This is a genomic window from Bordetella genomosp. 8 (genome assembly GCF_002119685.1).
Classification (GTDB): Bacteria; Pseudomonadota; Gammaproteobacteria; order Burkholderiales; family Burkholderiaceae_B; genus Bordetella_C.
On sequence record NZ_CP021108.1, the window covers coordinates 5624329 to 5639448 of the forward strand.

A 15120-nucleotide genomic window follows, 5' to 3' on the forward strand; every position below is an offset into this window, starting at 1 on the left:
CGGGCCTGCGGGAGTTCATATGAAAAAAGTCATGATCGTTACCGGCGGCGGGCGCGGCATAGGCGCGGCGACCGCCAGGCTGGCGGCGCAGCGCGGCTACGCGGTGGGCGTCAACTACCTGAGCAACGACGCCGCCGCGTCGTCAGTGGTGGCGACCATACGCGATGCCGGTGGCGAGGCGGTCGCCTTGCAGGCGAATGTCGCGGTGGAAGCGGAGGTGGTGGCGATGTTCCAGGAGGCCGACCGCAGGCTCGGCCCGCTCTCGGCCCTGGTGAACAACGCCGGCATGCTGCAGAAGCAGATGCGCCTGGAGGACATGGACGCGGAACGCCTGCGGCGGGTGCTGGACACGAACGTCGTCGGCGCATTCCTGTGCGCGCGTGAAGCGGTGCGCCGCATGTCCAGCCGTCATGGCGGCTCAGGTGGCGCGATCGTCAACGTATCCTCGGCGGCCGCCAGGACGGGATCGCCAGGCGAATACGTGGACTACGCGGCGTCGAAGGGCGCCCTGGACACCATGACGATAGGACTGGCGCATGAGGTCGCGGCGGACGGCATACGGGTGAACGGCGTTCGCCCCGGGTTCATCTACACCGATATGCACGCCAGCGGCGGCGAGCCCGGACGCGTGGATCGCGTCAAGCAATTCGTGCCGCTGAAACGTGGCGGGACGGCGGAAGAAGTCGCAGCTGCGATACTTTGGCTGCTGTCTGACGAGGCTGCCTATACAACCGGCGGCTTCATCGACGTCGCGGGGGGAAGGTAGAGCCGTCCACAAAAGGAGAATTCAAAGCCGACGGGCGGCCCGAAAAGTGCAGGATATTGCTCAAATTCGTGCTACTTCACTGCGAAAGTGCTAAATTACGAACATGACTCCGGACGAAATCGGCCATCTCGTCGCTGAACGGCGCCGCGCTCTGCGACTCACCCAAACCGACCTCGCCGCCCGCGCCGGCGTGGGACGCCGCACGCTGATCGAGCTGGAAAGCGGTTCTGGAACCACCGACATCGGCTTTCGTAAATTTGAGCGTATCCTCAATGCAGTAGGCCTGACGCTGTCAGTCACGGAAGCGCATCGCCGCCCAACCGAAGACGAGCTGCGCAAGGTCTTCGACGACGAGGATAGCGATGTCGACTGATCGCCGAGCGCAGCAAAAATCCTTGGCGCGGCTCAAGCATCTTTACGTCCATACGTCCCAAGGCTTCGCTGGCATACTCTCGCGGGAATCACAGCTAGTCTTCGGCTACCGCACCGACGACGCCGCATGCGAAATCAGCCTCGTCTTGCCACTGCGCGCGCAGACATACTCGTCCAACATCTTGCCGGGTGTATTCCGGCAGAACTTGCCCGAAGGGTATTTGCTGAGTTGGATGCACGACCATTTCGGCAAGACGATGAAGATGGACGACTTCAACTTGTTGGCGCTCACGGGCGCGGACACCATTGGGCGTGTGAGCGTGAGCGTCCAGGAGAAGCAGGTCGAGCCGGTCAAGCCGGAAGATCTTGGTTCGCTTCTCGCCTGGAAAGGCAGCGAGAGCCTTTTCGACCACCTGGCGGAAAGGTATGCGTCTTCTTCGGGCATTTCCGGTGTCCAGCCGAAGGTGCTCGTCCCGGCCACGGTGGATGAGGGCGCCAAGGACAAGGACACGGTCGAACGCGGTCATTTGAAGGACCGCAATCTGATCATCAAGGCCGGCGGCGCCGAATATGAAGGGCTCGCGGAAAACGAGTTCCATTGCATGACCATCGCCAGACAGGCGGGGCTGCAGGTCCCGCGCTTCTGGATTTCCGACAACAAAGAGCTGTTCGTCGTCGAGCGGTTCGACATCGACCAGAAGACAGGACAGTACCTGGGCTTCGAAGACATGACAGCCCTGACCGGGAGGCAGAACCAGGAAAAGTACGACTCCAGCTACGAGAACGTCGCCAAGGCGATCAGCCTCATGGCCAGCCCGCCCCGGAAGTCCGCGTCCCTGGCAGCCTTCTTCAAGGCGCTGGTGCTTTCCGTGACTGTAGGCAATGGCGACGCACACCTGAAGAACTTCGGGCTTCTATATACGACGCCGCAATCCGACGATGTCCGGCTTTCTCCACTGTACGACATCGTGTGCACGACGACATACATTCCGAAGGACACCCTGGCCCTCAAGTTGAACAGGACGAAGGCCTGGCCAACTCGCGATGAACTAGTTGCATTCGGAAAGGCACATTGCCAGTTGGATCATCCCGTTGAAATCATCGATCAGATCGTGACGGCTGCGATCGAATATCGTCCGGCGGCAGACCCGGGAGCAATCTGGGCGGACATGCGCGTGGAAATCGAAAAAAGGGCTCGGCGATTGCAATAAAACATCCCGAGTAGCGCTGGTACGGCGGTACCACGGAGGTCGTCATGCTTGCCGCGCGAGTCGCGCCGGCCAGCGCCGCAATGGCGCGAGGACGATTTGGCGGTTTGGGCGCCGCGTGGGCACCGACACCTAACCTGCTGATATTCTGGCGCGCCCGACAGGAATCGAACCTGTATCAAGAGCTTCGGAAACTCTCATTCTATCCATTGAACTACGGGCGCGAAGAGGCGGTATTGTACCTAAAACAGGAATCCCCGCTTGGCGCTGCTCTGGGGTCGTATCGCCCCCCGATTGTTGCGCTGCGAAGGGACGCGCCGACCGTGGGCACCGCCATCGCGACGAAGGGCGGCACCCCTACGTTATATAATCCAGCGTTTGCACGCGCGCAGGTGGAGAGCTGAGGAGGTCTCCGCCCGCCGTAGTACTTTATCCGCCCCAGGCGCCCCGGTACCCGACAGCAGGATTAGGTTATGAGCAAAGAGCAGGAATACGTACAAGAACACGCCTCACTCATCAAGACCCCGAAGCAGTTGATCGTCACGGTCGTTCTGGCATTTCTAGTACCGATCATCATCATCCTGATGCTGGTCAATATGGTGGCCTCCTACGGCCGTGCCGGCGTCGGGTCCAACGCCCTGACGCCGGAATCCATCGACAAGCGGATCGCCCCGGTCGCCGGGTTCGAACTGGTCGACGCCAACGCACCCAAAGTCTTCAAGACCGGCGAACAGGTTTTTAGTTCCGTCTGTACGTCCTGCCATACGGCCGGCGTGGCTGGCGCCCCCAAGGTTGGCGATACGGCCGCCTGGGCGCCGCGCATCAAGGAAGGCCTGGAAGCGATGTTCAACATCGCCCTGCATGGCAAGGGTGCGATGCCGCCCAAGGGTGGCAATCCCTCGCTGAGCGATTACGAAGTGGAACGCGCGGTCGTCTTCATGGCGAACAAGTCCGGCGGCAACTTCAAGGAACCCGAAGCGCCCGCCCAACCGGCCGGCAATCAGGCCCAGGCCAACGCGGCGCCAGCGGCGGCTGCGCCCGCGGCGGCACCGGCGGCTGCACAGCCTGCCGCGCCGGCGCCCGCGCCACAAGCTCAAGCCCAGGCGCCTGCTGCGGCGCCCGCGGCCGCCCAGCAGGCAGCCGTGAATCCGGCGGGTGAAAAGCTTTACAAGACCACCTGCTTCGCTTGCCATGGCGCCGGGGTGGCCGGCGCGCCCAAGTTCGGCAGCAAGGCGGATTGGGACAAGTACATCCAGACCGGGATGGATACCATGGTCAAGACGGCCATCACGGGCAAGGGTGCGATGCCGCCCAAGGGTGGCGCGGCCAACGCGTCCGAAGCCGATATCCGGGCTGCCGTGGAATATATGGTGCAGGCCGCCAAGTAAGGCACTGGCAGGCGGCACTGGCAGGCGGCAGTCATTGGCGGCAATCATCAGCGGCGATTGCAAGCCACAAACGAGCCGTTGACTCGCGCAAGCTTAACGATCCCTACCCGGCGTAGTCGCCCGGTAGGGATTTGTGTTTTTGGGCTCGGGGATAGGCAACGAAGAAAAGCGGACGGACCGCTAGAGGACTTATGATCACGATCGTGGTTAAACAGCTGCTCGCGCGTGCGGTAATGCGTGCGGCAATGCGTGCGGCAAAGGGCCGATCAGGCGGCGGGCTAGCGGTAGGCGGGTGGGGAAACGGGCAGGAAGGAAAGAGAGGGCAACACTGGAAAACAGCAATAAGACGGGCGAGGCCGAGGACGGTGCTGACGGCGCTGATCAGGCAGCAAGCAACTGGTATACGACCTCGTGAACGCTGAGATCGCATTGCAGGTCAGCATCGCGATAATACGGGCGATGCATGCGCCCGCTGTCCTCCAGCTTGTAAGGCGGACGCTGGATGGGCGGCAAGGTGACGGGTTTGGCTGCGGCGTGCGGTTTCAGGTTGCCGGCGGCGCGGGGGGCGGGGGCTGATGGGGTTACCGTCATGCATTCCGAGAACAGATAGCCGCAGCCCCGCACCGCCAGCAAGGGCAGTTCGATTCCGGCGCGCCGGGCCTTGCGGCGCAGGCGCGAGACCAGGACGTCCATGCTGCGGATGTCCATGGGCTGCGTGCCATGATCTTCGCCTTCTGCGGATGGCGTGGCAGGCGTGGGTGATGTTGGTGATGTGGGTGACGCGAGACCGCGCTGGCGGCGCAGCAGTTGGCCTTCGCAGGCGGCGATGCGCATGAGAAAGCTGTTTTCGGCTGCCGTTACGAACAGGGTGCGATCGTGGGGGCAGACCAGCACACGGCAGTTCGCATCCAGACGCCATCCGCTACCGAGGCGTGCGGCGCGTGGAATGCGGGGAGGCGGCGGCTGGACAATGGAGAGCGAGGACGGTGCCGACTGCGAGGCGGCCCGGGCCCGGCGCAGCACGTCGAAGGCTTGGTCGCTGGCAGCGCGGCCGAAGTCGCTGTCATGGCGACGATCGAGATCATCTCCGTCGTCGTCATCGTCGCGATCATGGTCCCCCGCATCGTCCGCAAGTTCAGCAGGTGCGTCCGGCAGGGCGGGTGCTGGGGAGAAGCCACGTTCGGCATGGATATCGAGGCCACCGCCGAGGCCACCGCCAAGCCCACCGCCGAGGGCACGCGCGTGTACAGGCAATTCAACGCTGAATCCACGCAGGGCCTGGCGGCCCCAGGCCAGCAGGATGGCCATCAGCTCGGCGATGTCGATGGATGCCGAGTGGCAGGCGTCCGCGCCCGCCGCCATGACATGCGTGCGCCATGCCGTATCGGCCGACGTGCCCAGCGCGATGATGATGGCCGACGGCGCGGCCAGGCGTGCGCTCTGCGCATCGCAGGCCAGGTCGTCGGAATCGCCGGTCAACACGAGCAGCGGCGCCGGCTGGGTGGCGTACAGATGCCGCAGTCCCGCCAGGCTGCCGCAAGAACGCACCGCGAAATTCCGCTTGGCGAGTTCTTCCGCCAGATTGTCTCTTACCGCGCGCGCATCCTGCAGCACGATGACGTCCAGGTAATCGATCATGTTTTTCCTCCTGCAAACGACAAAACCACGAATGTGATTCATATAAACACCAACGTGGCATCCGTGCAAGCTTCAATCGTCTCGTGAAGAAATTTTCAGACCGTTTGAGGCACGCCCGCGCCCTGCGCGGCTACACCCAGGCCGAATTGGCGCGCCTGGCGGGCTTGTCGCAAAGCGCGGTGGCCAGCTACGAAAGCGGTGAACGCAAATCCAGCCGCGGTCTGTTCAAGCTGGCGGCAGCGCTGCGGATAGAGGCGCAGTGGCTGGACACTGGCAAGGGCCCGATGGAGCGTCCCGCGGACCTTTACGCCAACGCCAATGCCACGGCCGGCCAGCGCTACGCATTGATGGAGGACGGCGCGCAAGCGTCGTTCGGGCTGTCCGGCAAGGACCTGGAGTGGCCCTTCCCCAACATTCCGCGCGGCCGCTACGAAGGCCTGGCCACGCGCGACAAGCGGCACCTGGAAAATATGGTCGCCGCCTTCATCGACGCCTGCCTCAGCAACTACACGCTCTCCAAGCCCAAGCCCCGGACGCGACGCGGCGACTGATCCCGCCGCTCGGTCCGCAAAAAGCAAAGCGCCCCATTCGGGGCGCTTTGCTTTTCCAGCTTTATGCGTCAGCGAGCCGGAGCGGCGGTGCCGGAAGCCGGCGCGGCGCGATCCGAAGCGGGCGGCACGGCCGACCCGCCATTGGCCGGGGACGCGGGCGGGCGCGCACCGGCCGCGGGGGCGTCGCCGCGCACGCGGGCGGCGATCTCGGTCGCGGTCTGCGCCGAGTCCACGCCGAAGGCGAGCACGCCGCGGTTCAGGGGTTCGGCGATACGGGGCGCCGCCACCAGTTGTCCGTTGATGACCAGCACCAGCAGCTTGCCGACGTTTTGCGAGCTGACCTGCGCCAGCTTGCGCGCGCCTTCCGGGCTGAAGCGCAGGCCGACGAAGTTCTGGCCCTGGCGATCTACCAGCGCGGCGGCTTCGGTCAGATCGGCGCGCGACAGGACGGGCTGGCGCTGCACATAGACGGTGGCGTCGCTGAGCTTGACTTCCATCAGGTCCGGGGCGGACTCGGTCTGCGCGATATAGAAGCCGACGGAGGACGCCGCGGGCGGGGTCGACGGCGCCGGCGTGCCGGGCGTGGCGGCGGGCGCGGTCGTGCTGGCGCCATTGGCGGGCGCGGATCCTGTACCGCTCTTGTTGCCCGGCGTCTGGCAGCCCGCCAGGAGGATCGTAGCCATCAATACCACTGGTGCGATCTTACGGAAGCTGATGTGCATAACAGGTTTTCCTTTGGTGGTCGTTGCAAAAAAAGTGTACAGGGCGGGCAAGGCACAACACCGCGCAGACTGCTTCCAGATGTAATGGCTTTGCCATGTCTTCTATACTGTCGCATGCACGCAGGGGTACTTCACGGTCCGGCCAGCGTTCCGCCGATTCGAATGAACCGGTGGCTGCCGCACCAGAGGTTGAGAGAGTCCCTTCGTACCAGTACGGATAATGCCGATGCTGGGAGCGTTCCGGTGGAAACCGCCGGAATTCGACCCTATTCGGCTCCAAACCCTCGCTTGGAGCTTTCATGAACGCCAATCCGAAATTCCTGGCCGCCACGGCCGAAGTCGACGCCGCCGCGGTCGCCCCGCTGCCCAAATCCCGCAAAGTCTATCAGCAGGGATCGCGCCCGGATATCCGCGTGCCGTTCCGCGAAATCGAGCAGCACGATACGCCCACCATGTTCGGCGGCGAACAGAATCCGCCGCTCACGGTGTACGACACCAGCGGGCCGTACACCGACCCGTCGGTGAAGATCGATATCCGCCGCGGCCTGGCCGAGCTGCGTCGCGGCTGGATCGAAGAACGCGGCGATACCGAACTGCTGTCCGGACCGTCCAGCGCCTACGGCCGCGAACGGCTGGAAGACCCCAAGCTGACCGCCATGCGCTTCGACCTGCAACGGCCGCCGCGCCGTGCCAGGGCGGGCGCCAACGTGACGCAGATGCACTACGCGCGCCGCGGCATCGTCACGCCGGAAATGGAATTCGTCGCCATCCGCGAAAACCTGCGCCGCGAGCAGTACCTGGAATCGCTGCGCGCCAGCGGTCCGGAGGGCGAAAAACTGGTCAAGCGCATGCTGCGCCAGCACCCGGGGCAATCCTTCGGCGCCGCCATTCCTTCGTCCATCACGCCGGAATTCGTGCGTGACGAAATCGCGCGCGGCCGGGCCATCATTCCTGCCAATATCAATCACCCGGAACTGGAGCCGATGGCCATCGGCCGCAACTTCCTGGTCAAGATCAATGCCAATATCGGCAACTCGGCGGTCAGTTCAGGGATCGGCGAAGAGGTCGAAAAGATGACCTGGGCCATCCGCTGGGGCGGCGACACGGTCATGGACCTGTCCACCGGCAAGCACATACATGAAACGCGCGAGTGGATCGTGCGCAATTCCCCGGTCCCCATCGGCACCGTGCCCATCTACCAGGCGCTGGAAAAGGTCGACGGCAAGGCCGAGGACCTGACGTGGGAGATCTTCCGCGACACCCTGATCGAGCAGGCGGAACAAGGGGTGGACTATTTCACCATCCATGCCGGCGTGCGGCTGCCCTTCATTCCCATGACCGCGGATCGCATGACCGGCATCGTGTCGCGCGGCGGCTCCATCATGGCGAAATGGTGCCTGGCCCATCACCGCGAAAGCTTCCTGTACGAGCGTTTCGAGGAAATCTGCGAAATCATGAAGGCCTACGACGTCAGCTTCTCGCTGGGCGACGGCCTGCGCCCGGGTTCCGCCTACGACGCCAATGACGAAGCCCAGTTCGCCGAACTGAAGACGCTGGGCGAGCTGACCCAGGTGGCCTGGAAGCACGACGTGCAGGTGATGATCGAAGGCCCGGGCCACGTACCCATGCAGATGATCAAGGAAAACATGGATCTGCAGCTGGAGCACTGTCACGAGGCGCCCTTCTACACGCTCGGGCCGCTGACCACCGACATCGCGCCCGGCTACGACCACATCACGTCGGGTATCGGCGCCGCGCTGATCGGCTGGTACGGCACGGCGATGCTGTGCTACGTGACGCCCAAGGAACACCTGGGCCTGCCGAACAAGAAGGACGTGAAGGACGGCATCATCACCTACAAGATCGCGGCGCATGCCGCGGATCTTGCCAAGGGCCATCCGGGCGCGGCCATCCGCGACAACGCCCTGTCCAAGGCGCGCTTCGAGTTCCGCTGGGACGACCAGTTCAACCTGGGGCTGGATCCGGACACCGCCAAGGATTTCCACGACGAAACCCTGCCCAAGGATTCGATGAAGGTGGCGCACTTCTGCTCCATGTGCGGGCCGCATTTCTGCAGCATGAAGATCACGCAGGACGTGCGCGACTACGCCGCCAGCCAGGGCGTGGCCGAACAGGAGGCGCTGAAAAAAGGCATGCAGGAAAAGGCCGTGGAGTTCGTGCGCAAGGGCGCCGAGATCTATCATCAGACCTGACGCGGTGGCCGGTCGCGCGGAGACCGGCCGCTTGCCTGGACGTCGGCGCGCCGGACATGGACCGGCGCGTCTTTTATGTACTGGCGGCCTTGCCTGGCCGCCCGGCCGCCGCGCCGGCCGTCGATGGACGATGCGATGAGCTTATTGAAACGCCTGTTGACCCCGCGCACCTCGCGCACGCTGGACGCGGCGCAGTTTGCCCAGGCCTATGCCGAGGCGGCGCGCACGCGCTTTCCCAAGGACGGCGTCAGCGTCGAGCCTGACGTGGCTGGCGAGGCCGTCCAGGTGCGCTGGTCGCTGCCCGGCGGTGCGCAGGTGACGCAGTCGCTGGGCAATGCCTATACGGCCTATACCAAGGCGCCGGCCGATCTGGATGCCATCCTGGCGGCGCACCTCGACGCCGCCCCGGCGGCCGCCAAGCCGGATGCCGCCAGCCGCCGCGCCGCCATCCTGCCGGTCGTCAAGACCCGGATGTGGCTGACTGCCAGCACGCGCCAGCTCCAGTCAGCGGGCGCTGGAGACGGCGATCGTTTCGTCGCCGAGCCCTTGACGGACGATCTGATGACGGTCTACGTGGAAGACCGTCCCGACGCGATGAGCTATGTCGCGCCGGATCACCTGGCGGACCTGGACGTGGCGCGCGACGCGTTGATGCCCCTGGCGCGGGAAAACCTGCGGCGCCTGCTGCCGCAGCTGACCATCGAAGGCGACGAAGGCTGCTACGGGGTGCGCCTGGACGGCAACTACGACGCGAGCCTGGTGTTCCTGACCGAGGAATGGCGCGACCGCGTGCAGATCGACGGCGAACCGGTGGTGGCGATACCGGCGCGCGAGGAACTGCTGGTATGCGGTTCGAACGATCGCCACGGCCAGAACCGTATCCGCAACATCGCGGCCCACATCATGGCGCGCTCGCCCTATGGCTTGTCGGCCTTGCTCTACGTCTGGCGCGACGGCGTGCTGACCCGTTACGAGGACTGATCCGGCGCCTCGGCCAGCAACATGATCAGTTTCAGGTCGGCGTGCGTCGCCAGCCTGAAGGTCACCTGCTGGAAGCGCAGCAGCCCAAGGCGGGGATGCTGGAATTCGCGCAGGCCGCCTTCGCGCTCGACCACCGCGTGGCGCGTCCACCAATGCTCGAAGGCAGGGCTGTCCCGCAACAGCGGGTCCAGCAGATCGCGTACGTCCTGTTCATCCAGGTGCGGGCCGGCGTCGTGGCGAAATTCGGCGACGGCGCGGCGCGCGCGTTGCTCCCAATCCACCACCAGACCGCGGGCCGCCGGGTCCAGGAAGATATAGCGCAACAGATTGGGCGCCGGGTCGACCACAGGCCAGTTGTCGAACAGATCGCGCATGGCTTCGTTGTAGGCCATGACGTTCCAGGCGCGGTCCAGCACATAGGCGGGCGCATCGATGGCGTCCACACAGGCCGCCAGGATGCCTGACACGCCGGACGGTTCGTCGCGGGGATGCTGTGGATCGGCGCATTCCGCCAGCTCGAACAGGTAGGTGCGTTCGGCGCGCGCCAGTTGCAGGACGCTGGCGATACGTGCCCAGACGGCGGGCGACACCGATACCTCCCGGCCCTGTTCTATCCAGGTGTACCAGGTCACGCTGATGCCGCAGAGCTGGGCGACCTCTTCCCGCCGCAGGCCGGGCGTGCGTCGACGCAGGCCGGCGGGCAGGCCGGCCATCTGCGGCGTGATGCGCGCCCGCGCATTGCGGACGAAGTCGCCCAGGGTGCGGCGGCGCAGCGTGGCGCCTTCGGCGGCCGTGACGGAATGGGCAAGGGTGGCGGGCGTCATACCAGGATAAACAAGGACAGGTACCTGTATCGAACGCCCTATCTTACCCGGGCACCGGCCCGGTCGGCTCAGTACTTCGGGCTCTGCAGGTCGTGATAACGGTACTTCTTGCGCGCTTCGTCCATGCGCATGCCGCCACGGATGGCATCGCGCAGCTGCTTTTCCTGGCTGGCGATGTGCTCGGCCACGTCCAGCAGCTCGGCCTCGCGCACCTTGGGCAGGACCACCACGCCGTCGGCATCGCCGCGCAGGATGTCTCCCGGGTTGACCACCACGCCGCCGATGATGACGGGGACTTCCAGCGCCTTGAGCTGGATGCGACCCTTGCCGGTACGCATCCACGTGTCGTGGCTGAAAATCGGGTATCCCAGTTCGCGGCACAGGGCGACGTCGCGGTTGTTGCCGTCGATCACCGTGCCGGCCATGCCGCGATGATGCGCCAGCTCGGTCAGGATATTGCCCCACGTACCCATCTCGTCGCGGCCGCGGTTATCGATCACGATGACGCGCCCGGGCGGCACGTCGTCCATGTATTCGCCGACGTTGCCGGTTTCGATGGTGGTGGGCTCATACAGCACGGTATAGGCGCGACCGGTCAGCCGGAATGACGGATCGCAGGGCTTGATCTTGTAGCACTGCCCCACGATGCCCAGGCGATCCAGCGCATCGCTCAAGGCGCCGCAGTCCAGCCTGGAGGCCCGTACGACATTGGCGTCGTTGGTATCGATATTCATGCATGACTCCCTGGGCGTCTCGCCCGCTATTCAATGGTGATGTTGGCTTTACGGATGACCGGTTGCCAGTAATCGATGTCCTTGCGGACCTGCTGGTCCAGCCCAGGAGGGTTCAGATACCAGGCTGAGACGCCGGCGGCCGCCAGCGCGTCCTTGACCTTGTCGGTCTGCAGCGACTTCCGGGCGGCTTCGCTCAGCGTCGCGACCACGTCCGCGGGCGTGCCGGCGGGGGCGAACAACGCCACCCACGCTTCCAGCTCGAAGCCCGGGAAGCCGGCCTCGGCGGTGGTCGGCACGTCGGGCAGCATGGGGATGCGCGACTTGGCCGCGACGGCCAGCGGGCGCAGCCGGCCGGTCGTGACGAAACCGGCCAGCGAAGGCGGCGTGGCCACGGTCATCTGCACATTGCCGCTCAGCACGTCCTGGATGGCCGGACCGGCGCCCTTGTAGGGGACGTGCGTGATCTGCACGCCGGTGCGCTGCTTGAACAGCTCCATCCCGATATGGGGCACGGATCCGTTGCCGGAGGTCGCGTAGTTCAGCTCGCCAGGATGCGCCTTGGCATAGTCGACCAGTTCCTGCAGCGTCTTGACCGGCAGCTTGGGATTGACCGCGATGACGTGCGGCGAGGACACCAGCATGGCGACCGGCGCGAAATCCTTGACGGGATCCCAGTCCAGCTTGTGGAACATGACCGGGTTGCCCACATGGAACATGGAGTAGCCCGCCAGCATCGTATAGCCGTCGGGCGCCGAGCGGGCCACGAAGGACGCCGCGATATTGCCGCTGGCGCCAGGGCGGTTTTCGACGACGATGGGCTGTTTCAGCATTTCTGCCATCGGCGGCGTAATTATGCGGACGACCTGATCGATAATGCCGCCCGGGGGCACCGGCACGACGATGCGGATCGGACGCTCGGGAAAGGCCGCGTAAGCGGCCGTACATACCAGGCTGCCTAGTAATGCCGCAGCGGCGGCCACGGCCGTCGTCAGGACGCGTCTCATCTTGTCTCCTCGTTAGTAATAATTTATGCGTTTGTTGTAATTATGAAGGCCGAAGATAAAATTATCAATATGGAGCAAACCCATAGCCGCGCGGTCAATACCCCGGAGCGCATCCGTGCGCTGATCGAGCGCGATATCGCCGAAGGTGTCCTGCGCCCCGGCGTGCCGCTGGACGAAAAAGCCCTGGCGGCCCGATTCGAGGTATCCCGCACCCCGATCAGGGAAGCCCTGCTGATGCTGGCCGCGCGTAAACTGGTGGCCATCGTTCCGCGCGCCGGGACCTTCGTCTACAAGCCGGACGCGGCCGAACTGATCGCGCTGCTGGAATACCTGGGTGAATTGGAAGGCGTGGCGGCGCGGCTGGCCGCGCAGCGCATGAGCGCGGCGCAGCGTGATGAATTGGGCGCGCTGCACGAGCGGGCGTCCGCCCAGGCGGGCGACAATGACCGGCCGGGCTACGAGGAGACCAACCTGGCCTTGCATCAACTGATCTATGCCGGCAGCGGCAATACCATCGTGCGCGACGAAATCGAGGACGCGCGGCTGCGGCTGGCGAATTTCCGCCGCAATGTCTTCGATCAGCCGGGGCGGCTGCGCGTGTCCTGCGCGGAACACGACGCCGTCGTGCGGGCGATACGGGCTGGCGATGGCGAGGCCGCCGCGCAGGCGATGCGGGATCACATCATAGGCAAGGGCAAGGCCTTCGCCGACCTGGTGCTGGGCCCGGGCCCCCGCCCATGAACGGGCGCCTGTTCCTGGCCCTGCTGCTCCCGCCGTTCCTGTGGGGGAGCAACGCCATCGTGGGCAAGATGGCGGCCGGCCATATCCCGCCCGTGACGCTGAACACCTTGCGCTGGACGATGGCGCTGGTGGTCCTGCTGCCCTTCGTCGCGCGCCGCGTGGCGCGGCACCGCGAGGTGTTGCGGGCGGAGTGGCGCGACCTCGTGGTGGCGGGCTTCTGGGGCATCACCTGCTACAACGCGCTGCAATACCTGGCCCTGACGACCTCCAACCCCATCAATACGTCGCTGATCGGCTCGTCGGCGCCGGTATTCATCCTCCTGCTGGGCCGCCTGCTGTTCGGCGCGCCCATCGGCATGCGCAGCGCCTGTGGCGCCGCGCTGTCGGTGATCGGGGTCGCCTGGGTGATGCTGGGCGGCCGACTGGGCGGCCTGGATGCGATCCATTTCGTCCGCGGCGACCTGTTCATGCTGGCCGGCACCTTCGCATGGAGCCTGTACACCTGGCTGCTGAAACGCCGTCCGTCGCGGCTGCCGACCGATGTATTGATGAGCGCCCATATCGCGGCGGGACTGGCCTGGAGCCTGCCTTTCGTGCTGGCCGAACATGCGTGGGGCGGCTATGCGCCGATCGTGTTCGACTGGAAGACGGCCGCCATCGTCTGCTACATCGGCATTTTCCCGTCGCTGGTGGCGTTCTTCTGCTGGCAGACGGCGGTGGCACGGACCAGTCCGCAGCTGCCTATCTTCTTCATGAACCTGACGCCGATATTCACCGTGCTGCTGTCGGTGTTGATGCTGGGCGTGGCGCCCCAGCCGTACCACGCCGTCGGGCTGGTGCTGATCCTGGCTGGGATCCTTCTCGCCCGTCCGCGCGCGGCGCGGCCGGCATCGGCCGCGGCGTCGCCGGCCGAGTAGCCGGCGCGCCGTCCGCATCCAGGATGGTGCACGACGCACCGTCCCGATGCATCCTCCGCCCGTCCCTTGGGCACTGCCGGATCGCCTTCCCCCCTTCCCCAGGCCGCAAAAGTTGGCATGCATGTTGCTTGCTAGATATGCAAGTGACTTGCATGTAAAACATGCCACTTGCACCAACTAACGTCTCCCGCCCGTCGGCGGGCATCGCTATCAAGGGGTTACTCATGCTGCGCAGTCGTTCGATCCTGGCCATGCTGGCTTTCGTCGCGGCCGGTGCCGCGCACGCGGACCTGCTGGACACCGTCAAGCAGAAGAAGGAAATCGTCATAGGCACCGAAGCGCAGTTCGCGCCCTTCGAGTACCTGCAGGACGGCAAGATCGTCGGCTACGGCCCCGATCTGATGAATACCATCATGGCCGGGCTGCCCGGCGTCAAGGTCAAGCAGCTGGACGTGCCCTTCCAGGGCATCCTGCCGGGCCTGGCCACGCGCAAGTTCGATTTCATCGTGACCTCGGTGACGATGACGAAGGAACGCGCCGACAAATTCGCCTTCACCGTGCCGATCGCCGACGCCACCACCGCCCTGGTCAAGCGCAAGGCCGATACCGGCCTGGCCAGCACCGACGGCATCGCCGGCAAGACGGTGGGCTCACAGACCGGTTCGGCGCAATTGAAGGCATTGCAGGCCTACGCCGACAAGCTGAAGGCGGCCGGCAAGCCGGCGGTGACCATACGCGAATACGTCAGTTTCGACGAAGCCTACGCCGACCTGGCCGCGGGTCGCCTGGATGCGGTGGCGCAGTCGCTCGCCAACCTGGCCACGCTGGTCAAGACGCGCGGCGACGTCTATGCGGTGATGGACGGCCCCATCGGTCCCAAGACCTACTTCGGCTGGGTCGGCCGCAAGGACGCCGATAGCGCCAGCCTGGTGAAGTTCTTCAGCGACGGCATCGCCCGCGCGCAGCAGAGCGGCGAATTGCAGAAGCTGCAGATGAAGTGGTTCGGCTTCACCATGGACGTCCCCACCGACAAGGTCCCCACGCCCGAGATGTGAGCACGC

General features: G+C 65.1%; 15 protein-coding genes and 1 tRNA gene. 10 read left to right on the forward strand and 6 right to left on the reverse strand.

The window, feature by feature from the left end; all coding sequences use genetic code 11:
• The first annotated feature begins 19 nt into the window (after nt 1–19).
• The 3 genes from CAL12_RS25420 to CAL12_RS25430 all read left to right on the forward strand — a co-directional run bounded on the left by CAL12_RS25420 (nt 20) and on the right by CAL12_RS25430 (nt 2349).
• A complete protein-coding gene (locus tag CAL12_RS25420) occupies nt 20–766 on the forward strand; it encodes an SDR family oxidoreductase (protein WP_086067143.1) in 747 nt (248 codons plus the stop codon).
• A gap of 103 nt (nt 767–869) precedes the next feature.
• Nucleotides 870–1139 (forward strand): helix-turn-helix domain-containing protein, encoded by a 270-nt coding sequence (locus CAL12_RS25425; RefSeq protein ID WP_086067144.1) that lies wholly within the window; start codon nt 870–872, stop codon nt 1137–1139.
• On the forward strand, nt 1129–2349 hold the full coding sequence (locus CAL12_RS25430; protein ID WP_086067145.1) for a type II toxin-antitoxin system HipA family toxin: 1221 nt from the start codon (nt 1129–1131) through the stop codon (nt 2347–2349). The genes CAL12_RS25425 and CAL12_RS25430 overlap by 11 nt, the downstream gene beginning before the upstream one ends.
• A 146-nt stretch (nt 2350–2495) precedes the next feature.
• On the opposite strand, the gene CAL12_RS25435 is transcribed toward CAL12_RS25430, so the two are convergent.
• Nucleotides 2496–2570, reverse strand: a tRNA-Arg gene (locus CAL12_RS25435).
• A 249-nt stretch (nt 2571–2819) separates the two neighbouring features.
• On the opposite strand from CAL12_RS25435, the gene CAL12_RS25440 reads away from it, so the two are divergent.
• Nucleotides 2820–3734 (forward strand): c-type cytochrome, encoded by a 915-nt coding sequence (locus CAL12_RS25440; RefSeq protein ID WP_086067146.1) that lies wholly within the window; start codon nt 2820–2822, stop codon nt 3732–3734.
• A 381-nt stretch (nt 3735–4115) separates the two neighbouring features.
• Here CAL12_RS25440 and CAL12_RS28340 read toward each other — a convergent pair whose 3' ends face one another.
• On the reverse strand, nt 4116–5372 hold the full coding sequence (locus CAL12_RS28340) for a hypothetical protein (protein ID WP_086067147.1): 1257 nt from the start codon (nt 5370–5372) through the stop codon (nt 4116–4118).
• Between the two features lie 83 nt (nt 5373–5455).
• Between CAL12_RS28340 and CAL12_RS25450 the strand changes: the two genes are divergently transcribed.
• Nucleotides 5456–5923, forward strand: a complete 468-nt coding sequence (locus tag CAL12_RS25450; protein WP_086067148.1) for a helix-turn-helix domain-containing protein — start codon at nt 5456–5458, stop codon at nt 5921–5923.
• Nucleotides 5924–5991: 68 nt separating this feature from the next.
• On the opposite strand, the gene CAL12_RS25455 is transcribed toward CAL12_RS25450, so the two are convergent.
• Nucleotides 5992–6645, reverse strand: a complete 654-nt coding sequence (locus CAL12_RS25455) for a SecDF P1 head subdomain-containing protein (RefSeq protein WP_086067149.1) — start codon at nt 6643–6645, stop codon at nt 5992–5994.
• Nucleotides 6646–6944: 299 nt separating this feature from the next.
• Between CAL12_RS25455 and thiC the strand changes: the two genes are divergently transcribed.
• Nucleotides 6945–8858 (forward strand): phosphomethylpyrimidine synthase ThiC, encoded by a 1914-nt coding sequence (gene thiC / locus CAL12_RS25460; protein WP_086067150.1) that lies wholly within the window; start codon nt 6945–6947, stop codon nt 8856–8858.
• 135 nt (nt 8859–8993) lie between these two features.
• Nucleotides 8994–9839: a DUF1444 family protein gene (locus CAL12_RS25465; RefSeq protein ID WP_157793127.1), complete on the forward strand. Its 846-nt coding sequence runs from the start codon at nt 8994–8996 to the stop codon at nt 9837–9839.
• Here the strand turns inward: CAL12_RS25465 and CAL12_RS25470 are convergent.
• The 3 genes from CAL12_RS25470 to CAL12_RS25480 form a co-directional block, all read right to left on the reverse strand.
• Complete coding sequence (locus CAL12_RS25470) at nt 9827–10663, reverse strand: helix-turn-helix transcriptional regulator (RefSeq protein WP_086067152.1); 837 nt, start codon at nt 10661–10663, stop codon at nt 9827–9829. The genes CAL12_RS25465 and CAL12_RS25470 overlap by 13 nt on opposite strands.
• Nucleotides 10664–10731: 68 nt before the next feature.
• Nucleotides 10732–11397 (reverse strand): RraA family protein, encoded by a 666-nt coding sequence (locus tag CAL12_RS25475; protein WP_086067153.1) that lies wholly within the window; start codon nt 11395–11397, stop codon nt 10732–10734.
• 26 nt (nt 11398–11423) lie between these two features.
• The gene (locus tag CAL12_RS25480) at nt 11424–12401 is read right to left on the reverse strand and encodes a Bug family tripartite tricarboxylate transporter substrate binding protein (protein WP_086067154.1); all 978 of its coding nucleotides are present in this window, start codon (nt 12399–12401) and stop codon (nt 11424–11426) included.
• 69 nt (nt 12402–12470) lie between these two features.
• Between CAL12_RS25480 and CAL12_RS25485 the strand changes: the two genes are divergently transcribed.
• The 3 genes from CAL12_RS25485 (at nt 12471) to CAL12_RS25495 (ending at nt 15114) form a co-directional block, all read left to right on the forward strand.
• Nucleotides 12471–13142: a GntR family transcriptional regulator gene (locus CAL12_RS25485; RefSeq protein WP_086068115.1), complete on the forward strand. Its 672-nt coding sequence runs from the start codon at nt 12471–12473 to the stop codon at nt 13140–13142.
• Nucleotides 13139–14059: a DMT family transporter gene (locus CAL12_RS25490; RefSeq protein WP_086067155.1), complete on the forward strand. Its 921-nt coding sequence runs from the start codon at nt 13139–13141 to the stop codon at nt 14057–14059. Before CAL12_RS25485 ends, CAL12_RS25490 begins: the two co-directional genes overlap by 4 nt.
• Nucleotides 14060–14283: 224 nt before the next feature.
• Complete coding sequence (locus CAL12_RS25495; protein WP_086067156.1) at nt 14284–15114, forward strand: transporter substrate-binding domain-containing protein; 831 nt, start codon at nt 14284–14286, stop codon at nt 15112–15114.
• Nucleotides 15115–15120 lie beyond the last annotated feature (6 nt).